This window comes from Psychrobacillus sp. NPDC096389, assembly GCF_044762855.1.
GTDB lineage: Bacteria > Bacillota > Bacilli > Bacillales_A > Planococcaceae > Psychrobacillus.
In genome coordinates this window covers 37,987-54,049 of the sequence record NZ_JBIWFB010000005.1, presented here as the reverse complement: position 1 = coordinate 54,049, position 16,063 = coordinate 37,987, and the positions used below count along the sequence as shown (strand labels likewise).

Below are 16,063 nucleotides of genomic sequence, written 5' to 3'. Positions count from 1 at the left end.
TTCTCTATTTAGCGTACAAACAGATTTTCATTATGTCAATAGCTCTATTAGAATGCGTAAGCATCTAAAGACTATATAGTCAGGCCAGAATCTAATTGTAAGTAATTATCAATTAGATTGCAATCTACCTTCCTGTAGCATTCTCTGTCTTCATACGTTATTCCTTCTTTACAATGATTAAAAAGTAATGCGTAAAAAAACTGAAGACGCCTAATAAAGCTGCTCCAGGTATACTTTCACCGAATAATTCTGTATTGATTGACAGGTCTACCAACAGAACCATATTGAATATCAATAACTACCTTTTGCTGTTTCTCTAAATAATCTAGATATCTTCTTGCGGTGACTCGGGCAAGTCCAACACCGTTTGCCACTTCCTCGGCAGAAACTGAATTATCTTGCATTCTGATAAAAGCAATTATCTTATCTAAAGTGGATGCATTTAGCCCTTTTGGCAACTCATTTAACCCTTGCAAGTTTAAGCGATGAGGATGTATTAATTCGTCGAGTTCCGTTTGGGTCAGTTCCTTTTTTCTTCCCATCTTTTCTTTAAAATTCCTATAATTTTCGAGTGTTTGCTTGATTCGTTCAAAGGTAAAGGGTTTCATAATATAATCATATACACCAAGCTGTAATATTTGACGGATCGTTTTCATCTCAGTAGCTGCAGTGATCGTAATAACATCTACATTCAGTTTACTTTCACGAAGCTGTTGTAGTGTTTGTATGCCATTCTGCTCCGGCATGAAAATGTCCATTATGACCAAATTAGGTTTTAATTTTTTGATGAGTTTCATACCTTCTATTCCGTTTCCAGCTGTCCCGATTATCTGAAATCCTTTTACTTTTTCTATAAATTGCTGATTTACTTGACGAATCATTGGATCATCTTCTATTAATATGACTGAAATTGGAAGCAACAATAGCACCTCCTTCTATAAATAAAAAGTAATTTGAAAGCTTGTTCCTTCCCCAAGGTTACTCGAAACATCAATGTTTCCATTCTCTTTTTGGACGATGCTCTGTATTAAGTATAACCCTATTCCGTAATTTTGTTCGTTTTTTGTTGAGTAACCATTATCAAAAATATAATTTAGTTGTTCTTGCTTGATCCCAATGCCATTATCCTCAACTAAAATAGATAAGGTATATTCGTCTTGATCTATGCTGATGAAGACTTTTTTCTCTTCTTTATCAACATGTCGTAAAGCATCGAAAGCATTTTCGATTAGATTACCTAGAACAATGACAAAATCATTCATATCCAGTTTTTCTGGCAAATATAAAAGCTTGCTATTCATATCGACTTCAACGTGAATTCCTTGTTCTTTTCCTTGGTTAATTTTACTTAGGAGCAAACCGGAAATGTTTTCGTTTTTTATTCGTTCTTCGAAGAATTGGGATAACTCGTTTTGGCGTTGATTTACTTCTACCACATAGTCAAGCGCTTGGTTATAATGCCCAAGTTGAAGCAATCCAGCAATTGTATGCATCTTATTTTTATGTTCATGGTTTTGGATACGTAATGCTTGTATAAATTCTTGTACACCCGTCAATTCTTCGGCAAGCTTTTTCACTTCTGTACGATCTTGAAATATAGCAATTGCCCCAATTGTTTCCTCGTTCACTGTAATAGGTACGCGATTGCTCATAATACTATGCTGATTTATGAGTAATTCTTTATTATAAACTGGCTTATTAAAATCTAGTATTTCTGGTAAACGGGTATCTGGCAAAATCTTATAAATGCTTTTCCCAATTAGATCATCTTGATAGACTCCAAGAATTTGGCGCGCTTTTTCATTGAAAATGGTGACATTTAACTTATTATCAATAGCGATGATTCCTTCATGCATGGCATTAAAAGTTTCCGTTCTTTCGACGTAAAGTCTTGCAATCTCATGTGGTTCCAGTCCAAACATTTGCTTTTTCATATGCCGTCCGAGCACCCATGCTCCCCATGCACCGAAAAATAGGGATAATATAGTGACGAACATTATTTCGGTACGCATACCTCCTATTATTTCCATAATGGTAGGTAAACGATAACCAACTATAACAACACCTATTTGCTCATGATCCTTACTCATTACAGGAACAAATGCTCGCACGGTTTTACCTATCTCACCAATTGCTTTAGATGTATAGTAATGTTCTTCAAATGCGGCATTTTCATCTGCTGTATTAGAAGTTTGCCCAATCATGTTCCTTACTGGATGGGATAAACGTCTATGCTCCATATCCAATACAACTATATAGTCGGCTTTGTTAATGACACGTATTCCTTCTACTGTTTGATTGACAGTTTCCGATTTAGCAGTAAAAGTCTCGCTACTTGCAAGTTTCTCTCGTATTTCAGGCAATTTACCGACTGTACGGGCAACGAGCATTGCTTGTTCGCTAAGTTTCTCTTCCTTTTCGGTCATAATATTACCAATGACAAAAATAGCTGCAATGATAAATGAAAAGATAATGATGAAAAACGTAAGTGACACGATTTTAATATTAATAGATGCTTGCTCTTTTTTCATATAGCTCCCTCTGAATTTCCCAATAATGAATCTATTGTACCATTAGAATTATGATACTATAAAAGAAAATGTCAGAATGTTGTGGTGGACTGAATGCGTTTATATTTTAAAACAGCTTTATGTACATTAGTAGTGATTATTAGTTATATTGGCTATCAGCAAAAGTTTTGGCAAGATGGTTCTTTACCGCTCGATGAGGAGCAGAGTGGATTAAATGAACAAATCGTCATTCATTTTAGTCATGTCGTAGCCGAGGATACACCTAAAGGACAAGCAGCTGTAAAATTTGCTGAGTTATTAGAGGAAAAGACAGATGGTCGTATTCGAGTCGTCATCTATCCAAATGGTATGTTGTTCAATGATGATAGTGAATTTGATGCATTAAAAAATAATGATGTACAAATGATTGCCCCTACCTTTTCAAAAGTAACAAAATTATTGCCTACATGGCAGGTGCTAGATTTGCCTTTTTTATTTGAAAATGAAGAAGATATTGAGCGGATTTTGACAGGACCGTACGGTGAGCAACTGTTAAATCAATTAAATAGCTTCGATGTGAGAGGATTAGGCTTTTGGCACAACGGATTTAAACAAATGCTAAGCACAGGTAAACCTCTTCAAAAAACGGAAGACTTTGTTGGTCTTAAAATAAGAGCGATGCCAAGTAATGTGCTACAAATGCAATTCAAGTTACTACATGCTACTCCTCTTGCTACTTCCTTTGATGAAATATATGAGGAATTAGAGAAAAAAGAGATTGATGCACAAGAGAATACAATTTCCAATATTTATTCTAAGGGATTTTACAAACTACAAAAAAATCTAACCATTACCAATCATGGTATTTTGGGATATGCCGTCATGATAAATGAAGATTTTTTTAATAGTTTGCCTACAAATTTACAAAATGATCTAATAGAAGTGATGGACGAAGTAGCTGAATGGAACTTTGAGCATTCTAAACAAATGAACGAGGACAATTTAAGTAGATTAAGAGATTTTTCGGGAATCCATATAGAAACACTTTCTTCTGCCGATAAAGAAAAATGGCAAAAGGTTTTTGAACCCATCTATACATATTATGAACAGGAAATAAATGCAACCTATTTACAAGAAATCAAGCAATTACTCAATAAATAGATAAAGTCATTAGGGAGGAAACTCTCTAGTGACTTTTTTTATTCCCTCTCCAAGCCGCTAGGGAACGATTTATTTGACCCACCTTTAGAAAAGACCTAAAAGACCTAAAAGAACATTATCACCAAAATATTTGAAAACGCTTTCTCTACATTTATGATAGTAACAACATGAAAAGCAATAAGAAAACTAACAGAAAGTAGGGGTCATATGAGATTAAATTTTAAAAATTTAACCGTACAAGTTATTTTCGCAATTATCCTTGGTATTGTTGTAGGTGCGTTATTTCCAGCCTTTGGAGCGCAATTAAAAGTTTTAGCGGATATTTTTATTAAAATGATTAAAATGCTCATTGCGCCAATAATATTCTTGACAGTAGTAATTGGCATCGGTAGTATGGGCGATTTGAAAAAAGTGGGTAAGATTGGTGGTAAAGCATTAATTTACTTTGAGGTTGTTTCCACGATTGCTTTAGCGATTGGCTTACTTGTTGTCAATTTAGTACAACCTGGTAAAGGATTAGATACATCTGCTGCAAATGGCGGAGATGTATCTGCTTTTACAACTGCAGCTAGTGAAAGCGAAGGCTTAAAGGGATTCATCATGAGTATCATTCCTGAAAACTTTATAGGAGCATTAGCTGGTGGGCAATTACTACCTGTTCTATTTTGTGCAATTCTATTTGGTATTGCTACGGCTTCATTAGGTGAATCTTCTAAACCGGTTATTAAACTTTTAGAAAAAGTATCCGAAATTTTCTTCAAAATCATTGGGATGGTAATGAAAATATCTCCGTTTGGTGCATTCGGTGCAATGGCGTACACGATTGGTAATTTCGGACTTGGTTCTTTATGGTCTTTAGGGAAACTAATGCTCTCTGTATATATAACGATGTTCTTATTCATTATTTTAATTTTAGGGGCTATCGCAAAATATTATGGTTTCAGCATTACAAAGTTTATAGCATACATTAAGGAAGAAATATTCCTTGTTGTAGGAACTTCCTCTTCTGAATCTGCATTGCCTTCGATGATGGGGAAACTTGAAAATTACGGTTGCTCTAAACAAGTAGTAGGATTAGTAGTACCAACCGGTTATTCTTTTAATCTAGATGGTACATCCATTTACTTGTCCATGGCTGCCATCTTTATAGCTCAAGCTTACGGTGTACCTCTTTCCTTCTGGCAACAGCTTACTTTACTTGGTATTTTAATGTTAACTTCTAAAGGAGCTGCAGGAGTTACTGGTTCTGGTTTTATCACACTTGCTGCAACATTAGCTGCTTTCCCGATGATTCCTGTTGAAGGAATGGCGTTACTAATCGGTGTAGACCGCTTTATGTCAGAAGCACGTGCTGTAACAAACTTGATAGGTAATGGTGTTGCAGCAGTTGTAGTAGCAAAATCGGAAAAGGAATTTGATCCAAGTGGAGTTCAAAACAAAGTCAACGATGAAAAAGTTAGCGAACAGATTCCAGTATTGCAAAACTAATTACAACTTGAATGCTAGTAAGAGCCATCTGATTATTTGTCAGATGGCTCTTACTGATATAATTACTTCTTTACATTGAACAAAACAAAGTGTGCGTGGTAAACTGTAATAGTTCAATATAATATTAGTTTCGTCACTAAAGGAGCATGCTATGATAATCATTTTACTTTTACTTGCCTATATAATCGGATCTATCCCTTCCGGCTTATGGGTCGGAAAATTATTTTATAATACAGATATTCGTGAGCATGGCAGTGGAAATTTAGGTGGAACAAATACGTTTCGCACGCTAGGTAAAAAAGCGGGATTAGTTGTTACTATCATGGATATTCTAAAAGGGACAGCTGCAACACTTCTAGGTTATTTAGCTGTGTTTGAAACGGCTAATGTTCATCCACTAATTCTTGGAATCATTGCAGTGATTGGGCATATGTTCCCGATTTTTGCTAAATTCAAAGGCGGTAAAGCGGTAGCTACTTCTGGAGGTATATTACTTGCTTATAATTGGCCACTTTTCGTGCTTCTAATTGTTGGATTTTTTATCATCTTAAAAATAACTAAGATGGTTTCACTAACTTCTATGATTTTAGCTGTTATTGCACTTATTTATTCAATCGTTTATTACTTCACAGCCGAAAAAGATTGGCCATTAATTGCGATGCTTGTCTTAATAGCCGTTTTTATCTTTTATCGTCATCGCACTAACATTCAACGTATTAAAAACGGGACAGAACCTAAGGTGAAGTGGATTTAAGAAAGGCTTGGTGATGGATATGAAAATCTTTATCTCGCAAGATGCATTGACCTGGTTTCAAGAAGAAATGGAAGTAAGTAAAGGTGATACCATTCGCTTTTACGCACGCTATGGTGGATCCAGTCCAATTCAGCAAGGCTTTTCGCTAGGAATGACAAAGGATACGCCGTTTGAGCCTGTTGTTACCGTAAAAGTTGAGGAAGTTACATTTTTCATCGAGGAACGAGATGAGTGGTATTTCGATGGACATGATTTGTATGTAGATGTAGATCACCAATTAGATGAATTAGCTTATACATATAAAAAAGCGTGATTTGTTATCACGCTTTTTTATATTGCTTGTTCGAGTTCTTATTTAAACCTCATCAATTGATCTAGCAGTCCTTCATTTTGCATGATTTCGTACTCATGCTTTCCAAATAAATCGAAATGTGGATAGGCTTCTTTATGGTCAATCCATTCTTCTTTTAAACCGTATTTTTCGCCCCATTCGATTAACTTTTCTAAATTACTACAGCCGACTTTGGTAACCGTTTTACATCCTGGAAAACGGTCATCTAGCCAATAATGAGTAAGGAAAGCAATCTGTTCGTTTTCAACTGCTGTTTTCCAATGTCGCAACTCATCTCTTGTAATTCCAAATGCCATTAATCTATCACCTTTGCGATTTCCATATACTTTGCATCCCACGCAGGATGAACTTTCTTTAAGGAAACTGGCCGGAAATTGTCCTTGTTCACGACAACATGTTCAGATGTTGCGCTAGAAGCAATCGTACCGTCTTCGTGAACGATTTCATAGCCATATGTAGTTCGAAGCTTTCCGTGGCTTTCGATCCAAGTTCTTACAACTACTGTTTCTCCGTACCTCACAGATGATTTATAGTTTATATTCACATTCGTAACGGGAGATAAATAACCATCTTTTTCGAGACCGGCATAGGAGAAGCCTAAATCTTTAATAAGCTGTGTGCGACCAATCTCAAGCCATATTACATAGTTTGCATGGTACACTACCCCCATTTGATCCGTTTCTGCGTAACGTACTTCAATTTCTTTCTCACTAATAAACATATACATGTCACCTCAAAACTAATTATACAAAAAGGCGACAAAAAAAGCTGTAAATCAAATCTTTACAGCTAGTTCTTGTAAACATTTTTTATCAATCTTACCAACATCCGTGCGAGGAAGTTCATCGAGTATATAGATTTTTTTCGGTACTTTATAACCGCCAAGCTCCCTTTTGCAACTTTGCAATAATTCCATTTCGAACGACTCACTTACCGTACTACAGGTGACAAATGCAGTGACACATTCTCCCCACTTTTCATCTGCCACTCCAATAACCGCAGCTTCTTTAACGTTCGGATGTAAAACTAGGCACTGCTCCACTTCTTGCGGGTACACATTTTCCCCGCCCGAAATAATCATTTCTTTTTTTCTACCGACTATATAATAATATCCCTCTTCATCGACCTTTGCTAAATCACCAGTCTTCAACCAACCATCTACAAATGCACGATTTGTTTCTTCTTCGTTATTCCAATACTTCGTAAACACATGCTTCCCTGAAATATAAAGCTCTCCTACTTCATTGGTGCGACAAAGCTCTCCATTTTCATTTATTATTTTCACTTCATTAAACAACATACATTTTCCAACTGATCCTCTTTTTTTCCCTACATCCAATGGATCAATAAAAAAGTTGTTCGGTCCGGCTTCTGTAAGTCCGTAACCTTCTTTAAAAAGAATGCCTTTTTCTTCAAAACGTTGATAAATCGTATGAGGACAAGGCGCACCTCCCGATAAAAACACTTTTACGGTTGGAAAAGTGGCCGTTTGAATGTAAGTCGTATCGAGCATTGCCTGATACATAGTCGGAACAAATAAAGACAGCGTCGTTTTATACGTATTTAACGCTTTAATAGCTTCTTCTGCATCGAAACGAGCCCCTACAACGACGGTGCCTCCAGCCATTAAAATCGGTATACATAGAGCATTTAACCCTCCGGTATGAAACATGGGCATATAATTTAAGGTACAGTCCGAATCGCTCAAGCCCCAGCTTGTAATGGTATTGATCGCATTCCAATTGACTGCATCAAAAGAAAGCTCTACTCCTTTTGGCTTTCCTGTCGTTCCTCCCGTATAAATAATAATCCAACTGTCTGATGCGCTCCAATTATGGCTAGATGGATAGAAAAAAGCAGCTTTTTCTAGTACAGATGTCAGTAATAGACGATCCACCTGGACGAAAGTGTGACTGATTGTTTGATGTGCTTCATCATGAATAATGAGCACTGGTTTACAATCTTCTAAAATATAGGCTAATTCTACTTTACTTAATCGAAAATTGAGCGGTACATAGAGTAGACCAGATATGCCACATGCGAACAGAATCGCAAATAGTTCGATTCGATTTTGTGAGAGTACAACGATTCGATCGCCTTTTTGATAATTTTTTTCTTGAAAAAAGTAAACCCATTTGGATATATGTTCGGTTAATGTTTGATAGCTCCATTGTTCATCTGTGCCACTATCAATTAGGGCGATCTTTGTTGGAGACAATGCCGCACGTTTATATATCCAAGCTTGCTCTGTATACACTTTGCACCGCTCCTTTTTTGTTACATCATAATTCCACCATCTACTTGTAATACCGTACCGTGTACATAACTAGATTCATCCGAAGCTAAAAATAAATAAGCATTGGCGATATCTTCAGGTTCACCTAGTCGGCGAAGCGCCACTCCTGCTTTCATTTGTTCGATAATTTTTTCGGGCATTTTTTCTACCATTGCTGTTGTAGTGAATCCAGGAGATACGGCATTAACATTAATACCTTTTCGCCCAAGTTCTTTTGCCCATGTTTTGGTCATGCCAATGACAGCTGCTTTGGAGGCAGCATAATTCGTTTGCCCAAAGTTCCCATATACTCCGCTTACAGACGATGTATTTATTATCTTCCCATAGCCTTGCTCGATTAAATGAGGGACTACTGCTTGTGTACAATAGAATACCCCTTTTAAATTAACGTCTAAAACTTGTGAGAAATCTTCTTCGGTCATTTTAGTTAGCATGGCATCCCTTGTGATTCCGGCATTATTAACTAATATATGAATCTCTCCAAAATGTTCGATAGTTTCTTTTATGAGAGAGTCTACACTTTCTCGGTTGGCAACATCCACTTGAATGAATTTTACGTCATACCCTTTTGCTTTTAATGCATGCTCTTGCTCTTTCCCGGCATTTGCATCATAGTCCGCTAATACTACTTTCGCCCCTTCCTCTGCAAAGCGAAGTGCTGCTGCTAAACCAATTCCATTAGCTGCACCTGTAATAAGAGCGACCTTATTTTGTAATCTCATCGTTCATTCTCCTTTGATATGAAATTTTCGATTCGGCTTGTTAACTGTTCCAAATCGTCGATTAATGGGGAATGGCCACAATTAATGAGCGGAACATATGTGGCATTCTCTCCTAAGTCCGCGACAATTTCCTGTGTCATATCCTCTGTCACCACGTAATCACGATCTCCTCGTAATATAAGAACGGGAATCGTAATATCTTTTGCTTGATTCGTACCTTTTGCTGCTTCATTATCCAGGGCACTTATATTAAATGTGTTTAGAGCGTGATACACATCTGCTAAATTTCGTTGCGTAAGCATATCATCTACATAGGCGTCGTAATCCTCCTCTTTCGGTTGATTATGCGTATAAATAACGGCATTCCAAACAGCTTTTAACCCTGCTTTATTGTTGGTGTCGTATAATCCTTGCATTGGTATTGTTTTTACTGGATCATTCTCTATTTCTTCAATCGTTTGAAATCTTTGTTCTAAATTAGGTGTTCCGTCTATGTTAGAACCGTAAAATGGATAGCCTCTAGTGGATGCGGAAGCAAGAAGTACTAACTTCTCACAATATCCTGGATAGTCTGCGACAAATTGCATGCAAATAGCACCACCTGTAGACCAGCCAATCAAGTGGAAATGCTTCAATTCTATTGCATCGACTAATCCTTTTAAGTCATCTGAAAAGTCTTTGATCCCTTTTACTCTAGTATGATACGTAGATTCTCCAAAGCCGCGTAAATCGACAGCATACACTTTATACTTGGCATCTAATTTGTCGATTAGCACATCCCAATGTTTGGAGGAAGTCATATTTCCATGGACTAACATAATGACTTCTTCTCCCCCTGGACGTTCAAAATATGCGAGTGATACTCCGTTTGCTAACTGTACTTTTTGTAAATTCATTTACCTACACTCCCCTTTATTGTCCCCATTTCACTGCCACTGCTCCCCAAGCATATCCTATCCCTGCACTAACTAGTACGGCTAAATCGCCATCCTTTAGCTTTCCTTCTTGTTGTGCCACTTCGAGTGAAATAATTTGATCCATTTGTCCAATATGGCCGTAATCATGTAAATAAGTAGTTTGTTCATCTGTTAAACCTAGTTCTTGTAATACAAAGTCATGTGCCGATTTTTTCATATGGAGGATAGCTAAATAATCAATATCTTGTTCAGAATAGCCACTTTTCATCAATGCGTGACGTATGACTTTTAAAAAGTTCTGCATTGATTTTTGTTCTAGTCTAGCCTTCATCCCTTCTGGGTCCAGTACATCTAAACGGTATAATCCTTTTTCCAAATGTTCAGTCGTTAAAGGCTCTTTTGTTCCACCGACCGGTACGACAACATCTTCTGAAAAAGAGCCATCCGTCATCATGTCCGTCTCTAAAATAATATTTTCGGCGTGGTCTTTTTTCAAAATCATGGCAGCCCCGCCAGCTCCTAAGTTATACATAAAACGAGTTCGTTCATTCGTGTAATCAATAAAATCGCTATTACGATAACCGCCGGCAAGTAATACGGTGTTGATCGAAGGGTCTGCCTGCATTAAACTTTTCGCGACCTTCATCGCCATAATCGTCGTTCCGCAACGAAGCGCTACATCAAAGCCCCAAGCATGATAGGCTCCTAGTTCTTCCTGCATTTTAATAGCAGCTGTCCACAAAGGATATTCCTTATGTTCTTCTCCTATATATATGACTAAATCGATCGTTTTTGGGTCAATATTTCCTTTTGCTAGCGCTTTTTCTGCGGCACGAATACCCATCATGACCGTATGATCATCTGGACCAGGAATTGCTTTTTGCGTGATTCCCATTTTGTTTTTCACAACATGCGCGGGCAAATTTGCAAGCCTTGCAATTTCTTCTCCCGTCATCCTATTATCCGGTATATACACGCCGGTACTTACAATCCCGATATTCATTTTGTTAGCTCCTTTCTACTAGTAGGAGCAGCAATTTCCACTTTTGTTTTGTTTTTTTGTTTCCAAAACGCATAGCGAATCGTTCCGACGATCCCTCTTGGGAAAAAGATAACAGCTAAAATATAAATAATTCCGAAGAAAATGATCCATCTTTCAAAAATAGGATATTCTTTTGCAAGACCCGATAAATAATGCTGGGCTAGCTCTATGACACCAGCTCCTATAATTGGACCTATTAATGTTCCAACTCCTCCAATAATCGTCATAAGAAGGGCATCAAGTGTAATGTCCATCGTAAGTACACTAGTATTGACAAATCGCAAGGAAATAGCATAAAGGGATCCCGCTAAACTTGCGACTACTCCTGCAATGACCGACGCAATTACTTTATAATGCAATGTTTGAAATCCAAGTGATTTCGTTCTTTGTTCATTTTCCCTAACTGCAATTAATACTCTACCTAGAGGAGAATGCACAAATCTGCGTAAGAAGAAATAAACGAGCACTAAACAAGCAAGAACTAATAAATAAAACATCATTCGATCTTTAAAAAACTCAGGTGCTCGAAAGGTGAAACCGTCATTGCCATGCGTCAGTGTTCGCCATTTTTCAGCAAGCACTAAAAATAAACCAGAAACAGCAAGCGTCAACATTGCAAAGAAGTGACTTTTTAACCGTAGGGTGAGCAACCCTACTAGAAAGCTTACCACTCCCGCAATTACCATACCAACAGCTATCGATAAAAAGAATACCCCTAGCGTAGGTTCTAGACGGTTGAGCATGATTGCCGTAGCATAAGCACCCATTCCAAAAAACATTGCATGACCAAAGGATACAATTCCTGTATACCCTAATAGCAGATCATAACTCATTGCCAATATAGAAAATATGAAAATTTGTGTTAGTAAAATCGTCCAAGTCCGTGAGTCGGATACAAAGGGAAAAACTGCAAGTGCAACGACTAGGACAAGTAAGATGGCATTATTAACTTGGAATTTATTTTTCATCTCGCATCATCCTTTCGCCGTAAACAAACCTTGCGGACGGAATATTAATACAATTGCCATAAGCATCATATTGACCGCAAGTGATAAAGCAGGGACATAGTAGGCCATAAAGCTACCAGCAAGGCCTACAAGTATAGCTGCAAGCAGGGAGCCAGGAAAACTTCCCATACCACCAATAACAACTACGATGAAGGCTAAGATAGCAAATTCCATGCCCATTTCCGCATACACTACTCCTGAATACGGTGCCATAAGTGCACCACCTAATGCCGCAAGTGCTGCTCCTACCATAAATACATATAAAAATACTTGTTTAATATTAATGCCAAGCGCTTGCACCATTTCTTTATTCATTACTCCAGCACGAACAATTAAACCGATCTTTGTTCGTTTTAGAATGAACTGGAAGATTCCAAAAACAAGGAACCCTACAATAATGATAAATAAGCGATATTTAATAATGATAACATCCCCGATTTCCCAACTGCCAGACAATAGAGGAGGAGTCTTTGCTGCAATTTGATTTGGACCAAAAACGACTTTCAACATTTCAGACAACACAATCATAAAACCAAGCGTAATAAGAATTTGTTGAATATGATTTCCGTACACCGGTTTGATAATAATTTTTTCGGTTATAAAGCCGAGCACGGCTCCTGTTAAAATGGCACCAATGATAGCTACCGTAAAGCTATTCGTTAATCCGTAAAACCAAACGCCAGAAAAAGCTCCCCAAGCAAATAACCCACCATGTGCAAAATTTAATACATCCATTAACCCAAATATTAAGGTAAGGCCAGCTGCTAAAAGAAAGATAAGCATGCCCGTTGCAAGTCCATTTATCAATAAATTGATGATTAACTCCATCGTATAACCCCCTATCCGATTCCTAAATATTGACGTTTCAGCTGTTCATTTTCTATCAATTCACTCATTGCGCCGGATTGAACGGTTTCTCCATCGTCAATTAACGTATATGTATCACCGATTCTACTAGCCATGATGAAGTTTTGTTCTACTAAAATAATCGTTGTTTGTTTTTTCATTTCCACTATTGCTTCCATCACTTTTTCGATCACAACGGGTGCCAAACCTTTGGACGGTTCATCGATTAATAGCAATTTGCTGTCGTTTATAAAAGCACGTGCCATCGATAGCATTTGCTTTTGCCCACCAGACAAATGACCGCCATCTTTTTTCCAATACTTTTTTAAATCAGGAAAAAGTTCAAGCACATATTCTTGCCTTGCAAGTGCTGCATCATCTTCTTTTCTCATGGCTACTTTTAAGTTTTCTTCTACGGTCAGTGCTCCAAAAATTCCTTGATCTTCTGGAACATAGCCAATTCCACCAGAAGCAATTTGATGTGTAGCCTGTTTCGTAATCTCTTTATCTTGAAAATGAATCGTTCCAGCAGTAGCAGGAGTGAGTCCCATAATGGTTTTTAATGTAGTCGTTTTACCTGCACCATTCCTACCAAGCAGTACACTTACTTCACCTTCTTTTGCTTCAAATGAAACGCCTTGTAAAATATGGTACTGGCCAATATGCGTCTGAACGTTTTCTACTTTAAGCAAGATGCTCATCATACAATCCTCCTAGGTAAGCACTTTGAACCGTTTCATTTTCCATGATTTCTGTAGGGGTACCATCCGCTACTAATCTACCATTAAAAAGCACCATAATAGAGTCGGACAGGTCCATAATCATATCCATCTTATGTTCGATCAACAAAATGGTTTTGTCTCCTGCTTGTTTGATTTGTTTAATGACATCTAAAATAGCTGGTACTTCTTCTAGTGACATGCCTGCAGTTGGTTCATCTAATAGTAATACTTCTGTATCGAGTGCAAGTAACATCGCAATTTCTAGCTTCCTTTTTTCACCGTGGGATAATTGATTGGCAAAAGCGTTCGCTTTGCTGGATAGCAAAACCATTTCTAGCAATCGCTCTGCTTGAATATGCAAATCTTTATAAGCAGTAAAATGGCGAAAAAGTTGATAGCGAATTTTTTCTTTCGACTGTACTGCTAGTCGCACATTTTCGATTACGGTGAGATTAGGAAATACATTTGTGATTTGAAAGGAACGACCTAATCCTTTTCTCGTCCTTATAACGGAAGAGTAGTTGGCCATCGACTCTCCTCTAAAGAAGACATCTCCTTCTGTAGGCTTTAATTCTCCACTAATTAAGTTGAAAAAAGTTGTTTTGCCCGCGCCATTTGGTCCGATGATCGATTTAAAATGCTTTTCCGGCATGACGAAGTTCACATGATCCACTGCGGTCTGACCACCAAATTTTATCGTTAGATTTTCCGTTTTTAGTATTGGTTCCATTTAATTCATACCCCCTTCTTCTATCGCTCTCCATAGGATGGAAATTTTCTATCCTATGGAGAGTGACAGACCTAATGATTAGGCTATCACGTCTCTATTTTATTTATTATTCATAATCGGTGGCTCTGTTTCTTCCGGTGACAACTCTCTGATAAGTACCGGTACTGGGTAATCTACCCCTTCTTGTTTTTCCAGTTTAATGGAGTACAATGATTGAAGTGCTTGATGATCTTCTGGACGGAAAGTCATTTTTCCTTTTGGTGTTTCAAAGGACATTCCTTCCATAATATCGATTAGCGCCGTGCCATCTGCATTCCCTTCTGATTTTGTTAATGCTTCTACGATAGCAATTGCAGCAGTCATACCACCTGGAGTGAATAAATCCGGCACTTCGCCGTTAAAGCGTTTTTTATGCTCTTCTACTAACCAATCATTAATCGGATTGTTTGGTAAAGTATGATAGTAAACTGAGAATCCTTCCATTCCAACTAATGGTTCCATAATTGATAGAGCTGGGATATCAGGAGCTCCAGTAGAAATTTTAATCCCTTTTTCTTGCAGTTTTAAGTCAGCAATTTGGTTCCAAGGGGAATTTGCACCTGCCCATACTACAAATAAGTAATCTGGATCTGCTTGAATGATTTTTTGTAAATTTGATGTGAAATCAGTTGCAGCTGGATCCGCATATTCTTCTAGCACGATTTCTGCGCCTAACTTTTCAGCGGCTGCTTTAAATGCAGATACTCCATCCCATCCAAATGAGTAATCGGGAGCAAATGTTGCAATTTTTACCCCTTCTCCAGCAATGGCAGCTGCTCCGGCTACCGCATCTTGAGAGGAGTTACGTCCTGTTCGGAATAGATACGGGTTAAACTCGGAACCCGTAATACTATCTGCAACAGCTGGTTCGACAATCATAATTTTTTCGTATTCTTCTGCTAGTGGAAGAACTGCTAGTGTATCCCCTGAACTAGAAGAGCCTACAATAAAGTCAACCTCATCTTCTTCTAATAGTTTCGTAGCTTTTTGAACGGCTACTTCAGGTTTCGTTTCTGTATCCTCGAAAATAACTTCAATTTTTTTACCTGCGACTTCCAAGGTCCCATCTGTTGCATATTCAAGTCCTAATTCAAAACCATTTTTTGTTTGCTTTCCGTAAGATTCCAGTGCACCCGTTAAAGATGCAAGTACTCCTATTTTGATCGTTCCCGCTTCTTCTGTTACTTCACTTGACACAGGAGTAGTTGTTCCTTCATCTTTTTCAGTTTCCTCGGCAGTATTCGTTTCATCGCTACAAGCGGCACTGAAAATCAAGACGAATACAAATAGCATTAGTAATCCCAATTTCTTCGGCATATAAATCCCCCTTTTACAAATTTGTAAGCGCTCTCATGCTTCTGTTTTATCATACAAAAAGCAAGTTACAAAAGAGTTACATAGGCGCACTTTTCACCATTGCAAAAGATATTAAAGAGAATAATCAATAAAAAGAAGCTGGTCGTGGTTGAAATCACAG

Annotated in this window: 17 protein-coding genes; 4 read left to right on the top strand and 13 right to left on the bottom strand. The window is 37.7% G+C overall.

The window, feature by feature from the left end:
* Nucleotides 1-236: 236 nt before the first annotated feature.
* Nucleotides 237-920, bottom strand: coding sequence for a response regulator (locus ACIQ38_RS13600; protein WP_402823738.1), 684 nt, complete (start codon nt 918-920; stop codon nt 237-239).
* Nucleotides 921-935: 15 nt separating this feature from the next.
* A complete protein-coding gene (locus tag ACIQ38_RS13595) occupies nt 936-2,531 on the bottom strand; it encodes an ATP-binding protein (RefSeq protein ID WP_402823735.1) in 1,596 nt (531 codons plus the stop codon).
* A 93-nt stretch (nt 2,532-2,624) separates the two neighbouring features.
* On the opposite strand from ACIQ38_RS13595, the gene ACIQ38_RS13590 reads away from it, so the two are divergent.
* The 4 genes from ACIQ38_RS13590 (at nt 2,625) to ACIQ38_RS13575 (ending at nt 6,226) form a co-directional block, all read left to right on the top strand.
* On the top strand, nt 2,625-3,671 hold the full coding sequence (locus tag ACIQ38_RS13590) for a DctP family TRAP transporter solute-binding subunit (protein WP_402823732.1): 1,047 nt from the start codon (nt 2,625-2,627) through the stop codon (nt 3,669-3,671).
* A 207-nt stretch (nt 3,672-3,878) separates the two neighbouring features.
* On the top strand, nt 3,879-5,159 hold the full coding sequence (locus tag ACIQ38_RS13585; protein ID WP_402823729.1) for a dicarboxylate/amino acid:cation symporter: 1,281 nt from the start codon (nt 3,879-3,881) through the stop codon (nt 5,157-5,159).
* A gap of 151 nt (nt 5,160-5,310) precedes the next feature.
* A complete protein-coding gene (gene plsY / locus ACIQ38_RS13580) occupies nt 5,311-5,913 on the top strand; it encodes a glycerol-3-phosphate 1-O-acyltransferase PlsY (RefSeq protein ID WP_402823726.1) in 603 nt (200 codons plus the stop codon).
* A gap of 13 nt (nt 5,914-5,926) precedes the next feature.
* Nucleotides 5,927-6,226 (top strand): HesB/YadR/YfhF family protein, encoded by a 300-nt coding sequence (locus ACIQ38_RS13575; RefSeq protein ID WP_402823724.1) that lies wholly within the window; start codon nt 5,927-5,929, stop codon nt 6,224-6,226.
* 38 nt (nt 6,227-6,264) lie between these two features.
* Here ACIQ38_RS13575 and ACIQ38_RS13570 read toward each other — a convergent pair whose 3' ends face one another.
* The 11 genes from ACIQ38_RS13570 to ACIQ38_RS13520 form a co-directional block, all read right to left on the bottom strand.
* Nucleotides 6,265-6,561, bottom strand: a complete 297-nt coding sequence (locus ACIQ38_RS13570) for a hypothetical protein (protein ID WP_402823722.1) — start codon at nt 6,559-6,561, stop codon at nt 6,265-6,267.
* Nucleotides 6,561-6,986, bottom strand: a complete 426-nt coding sequence (locus ACIQ38_RS13565) for an acyl-CoA thioesterase (protein ID WP_402823719.1) — start codon at nt 6,984-6,986, stop codon at nt 6,561-6,563. The genes ACIQ38_RS13570 and ACIQ38_RS13565 overlap by 1 nt, the downstream gene beginning before the upstream one ends.
* A 54-nt stretch (nt 6,987-7,040) precedes the next feature.
* Nucleotides 7,041-8,522, bottom strand: a complete 1,482-nt coding sequence (locus ACIQ38_RS13560; protein WP_402823716.1) for a class I adenylate-forming enzyme family protein — start codon at nt 8,520-8,522, stop codon at nt 7,041-7,043.
* Nucleotides 8,523-8,542: 20 nt separating this feature from the next.
* A complete protein-coding gene (gene fabG, locus ACIQ38_RS13555) occupies nt 8,543-9,283 on the bottom strand; it encodes a 3-oxoacyl-ACP reductase FabG (protein WP_402823713.1) in 741 nt (246 codons plus the stop codon).
* Entirely contained in the window at nt 9,280-10,179 is a 900-nt protein-coding gene (gene phaZ / locus ACIQ38_RS13550; protein WP_402823710.1) for an intracellular short-chain-length polyhydroxyalkanoate depolymerase, read from the bottom strand. Before phaZ ends, fabG begins: the two co-directional genes overlap by 4 nt.
* A gap of 16 nt (nt 10,180-10,195) precedes the next feature.
* Nucleotides 10,196-11,203 carry a 3-oxoacyl-ACP synthase gene (locus tag ACIQ38_RS13545; RefSeq protein WP_402823707.1) on the bottom strand — a complete coding sequence of 336 codons (1,008 nt, stop codon included), beginning with the start codon at nt 11,201-11,203 and terminating at the stop codon, nt 10,196-10,198.
* Complete coding sequence (locus ACIQ38_RS13540; RefSeq protein ID WP_402823704.1) at nt 11,200-12,210, bottom strand: branched-chain amino acid ABC transporter permease; 1,011 nt, start codon at nt 12,208-12,210, stop codon at nt 11,200-11,202. Before ACIQ38_RS13540 ends, ACIQ38_RS13545 begins: the two co-directional genes overlap by 4 nt.
* Before the next feature lie 6 nt (nt 12,211-12,216).
* Complete coding sequence (locus ACIQ38_RS13535) at nt 12,217-13,077, bottom strand: branched-chain amino acid ABC transporter permease (protein ID WP_402823701.1); 861 nt, start codon at nt 13,075-13,077, stop codon at nt 12,217-12,219.
* An 11-nt stretch (nt 13,078-13,088) separates the two neighbouring features.
* Nucleotides 13,089-13,796: an ABC transporter ATP-binding protein gene (locus ACIQ38_RS13530; protein WP_402823698.1), complete on the bottom strand. Its 708-nt coding sequence runs from the start codon at nt 13,794-13,796 to the stop codon at nt 13,089-13,091.
* On the bottom strand, nt 13,780-14,547 hold the full coding sequence (locus tag ACIQ38_RS13525; RefSeq protein ID WP_402823695.1) for an ABC transporter ATP-binding protein: 768 nt from the start codon (nt 14,545-14,547) through the stop codon (nt 13,780-13,782). Before ACIQ38_RS13525 ends, ACIQ38_RS13530 begins: the two co-directional genes overlap by 17 nt.
* 99 nt (nt 14,548-14,646) lie before the next feature.
* Complete coding sequence (locus tag ACIQ38_RS13520; RefSeq protein ID WP_402823692.1) at nt 14,647-15,903, bottom strand: substrate-binding domain-containing protein; 1,257 nt, start codon at nt 15,901-15,903, stop codon at nt 14,647-14,649.
* Nucleotides 15,904-16,063 lie beyond the last annotated feature (160 nt).

Bases quoted from the DNA above. Each gene is read 5' to 3' on its own strand.
- ACIQ38_RS13595 (WP_402823735.1), bottom strand. From the start codon at position 2,531: ATGAAAAAAGAGCAAGCATCTATTAATATTAAAATCGTGTCACTTACG.
- ACIQ38_RS13590 (WP_402823732.1), top strand. From the start codon at position 2,625: ATGCGTTTATATTTTAAAACAGCTTTATGTACATTAGTAGTGATTATT.
- ACIQ38_RS13585 (WP_402823729.1), top strand. From the start codon at position 3,879: ATGAGATTAAATTTTAAAAATTTAACCGTACAAGTTATTTTCGCAATT.
- plsY (WP_402823726.1), top strand. From the start codon at position 5,311: ATGATAATCATTTTACTTTTACTTGCCTATATAATCGGATCTATCCCT.
- ACIQ38_RS13575 (WP_402823724.1), top strand. From the start codon at position 5,927: ATGGATATGAAAATCTTTATCTCGCAAGATGCATTGACCTGGTTTCAA.
- ACIQ38_RS13570 (WP_402823722.1), bottom strand. From the start codon at position 6,561: ATGGCATTTGGAATTACAAGAGATGAGTTGCGACATTGGAAAACAGCA.
- ACIQ38_RS13565 (WP_402823719.1), bottom strand. From the start codon at position 6,986: ATGTTTATTAGTGAGAAAGAAATTGAAGTACGTTACGCAGAAACGGAT.
- fabG (WP_402823713.1), bottom strand. From the start codon at position 9,283: ATGAGATTACAAAATAAGGTCGCTCTTATTACAGGTGCAGCTAATGGA.
- phaZ (WP_402823710.1), bottom strand. From the start codon at position 10,179: ATGAATTTACAAAAAGTACAGTTAGCAAACGGAGTATCACTCGCATAT.
- ACIQ38_RS13545 (WP_402823707.1), bottom strand. From the start codon at position 11,203: ATGAATATCGGGATTGTAAGTACCGGCGTGTATATACCGGATAATAGG.
- ACIQ38_RS13540 (WP_402823704.1), bottom strand. From the start codon at position 12,210: ATGAAAAATAAATTCCAAGTTAATAATGCCATCTTACTTGTCCTAGTC.
- ACIQ38_RS13535 (WP_402823701.1), bottom strand. From the start codon at position 13,077: ATGGAGTTAATCATCAATTTATTGATAAATGGACTTGCAACGGGCATG.
- ACIQ38_RS13530 (WP_402823698.1), bottom strand. From the start codon at position 13,796: ATGAGCATCTTGCTTAAAGTAGAAAACGTTCAGACGCATATTGGCCAG.
- ACIQ38_RS13525 (WP_402823695.1), bottom strand. From the start codon at position 14,547: ATGGAACCAATACTAAAAACGGAAAATCTAACGATAAAATTTGGTGGT.
- ACIQ38_RS13520 (WP_402823692.1), bottom strand. From the start codon at position 15,903: ATGCCGAAGAAATTGGGATTACTAATGCTATTTGTATTCGTCTTGATT.